Origin of the sequence: Streptomyces pseudovenezuelae (genome assembly GCF_001513955.1) — a bacterium.
In the GTDB taxonomy this organism is placed as follows: Bacteria; Actinomycetota; Actinomycetes; order Streptomycetales; family Streptomycetaceae; genus Streptomyces; species Streptomyces pseudovenezuelae.
On record NZ_KQ948171.1, the window covers coordinates 1 to 1374 of the forward strand.

General features: G+C 67.2%; 1 protein-coding gene. It reads left to right on the forward strand.

Features of this window, described 5'->3' with window-relative positions; translation table 11 throughout:
* Nucleotides 1–1374 (forward strand): amino acid adenylation domain-containing protein (locus tag AQI94_RS42285; protein WP_159050670.1); only part of this gene is annotated, 1374 nt, incomplete at both ends.

The window sequence follows — 1374 nt, forward strand, 5'->3', positions numbered from 1 at the left end:
GGCGGGTGAGGTCGAGCAGGTGGTGCGGGGTTGGAACGGCGCGTCGCTTGTGTTGCCGTCGGTGGGTGGGGTGCATGAGTTGATCGTCGCGCGGGCGTCTGCTGCTCCGGATGCGGTGGCGGTGGTGTCCGGTGATCGGGTGTTGACGTATGGGGGGTTGGTGGCGCGGGCGGGTCGGTTGGCTCGTGTGTTGCGTGCTCGGGGTGTGGGTGCGGAGTCGGTGGTGGGGTTGTGTCTGCCGCGGGGTGTCGATTTGGTGGTGGCGGTGCTGGGGGTGTGGCTGGCGGGCGGTGCGTATCTGCCGCTCGACCCTGAATATCCGGTGGAGCGGCTGGAGTTCATGCTCGCCGACAGCGGCGTGCGGGTGCTGGTCGGGGACCGGTCGACGGTCGACGGTCGTCTCAGCGCGGAGACGGTGGTGTGGCTCGACGATCCGTCCCTGTTCCGGTCCGAGGCCTCTGAGCCCGTGGAGCGTCCGGCCGTGCTCCCCGATCAGTTGGCGGCGGTGATTTATACGTCGGGGTCGACGGGTCGTGCGAAGGGTGCGTTGGTGTCGCATGGGTCGTTGGTGGCGGTGTGTGTGGGGTGGGGTTCGGTGTATGCGGGTGTGGGTGTGGGGGGTGGTCGTCGGTGGTTGTCGGTGGCGAGTGCGAGTTTTGATGTGTTTTCGGGTGATGTGGTGCGGTCGTTGGGTGGGGGTGGGGTGTTGGTGTTGGGGCGGGTGGGTTTGCAGGTGGAGGTGGAGGAGTGGGTGGGGGTGTTGGCGGGTGCGGGTGTGGAGGCGTTGGAGTGTGCGCCTCGGTATGTGGAGGAGTTGGTGGGGTGGGTTGAGGAGCGGGGTGGGAGGGGTTTGTCGGGGTTGAGGTTGGTGGCGGTGACGACGGATGTGTGGCGTACGGGGGCGGTGGTGCGGGCGCGGGAGGTTTTGGGTGCGGGTGTGGTGTTGGTGGGGGCGTATGGGGTGACGGAGGCGACGGTTGATTCGACGTTGAGTGTGTGGGGTGGTGTGGGGGGTGTGGATCGGCCTGCTGCGGTGGGTGGGGCGTTGCCTAATACGCGTTTGTATGTGTTGGACGGTTCGTTGTGTCCGGTGCCGGTGGGTGTGGCGGGTGAGTTGTTTGTTGGGGGTCCGCAGGTGGTGCGGGGGTATGGCGGGCGTGGGGGTTTGACGGCGGAGCGGTTTGTGGCTGATCCGTTTGTGGGGGATGGGTCGCGGATGTATCGGACGGGGGATCGGGTGCGGTGGTCGGTGTGTGGGGAGGTGGAGTTCTTGGGGCGGGCGGATGAGCAGGTGAAGGTGAGGGGTTTTCGGATCGAGCCGGGTGAGGTGGAAGCGGTCCTGGCGACTCACCCCCGCATCCGCACCGCCGTGGT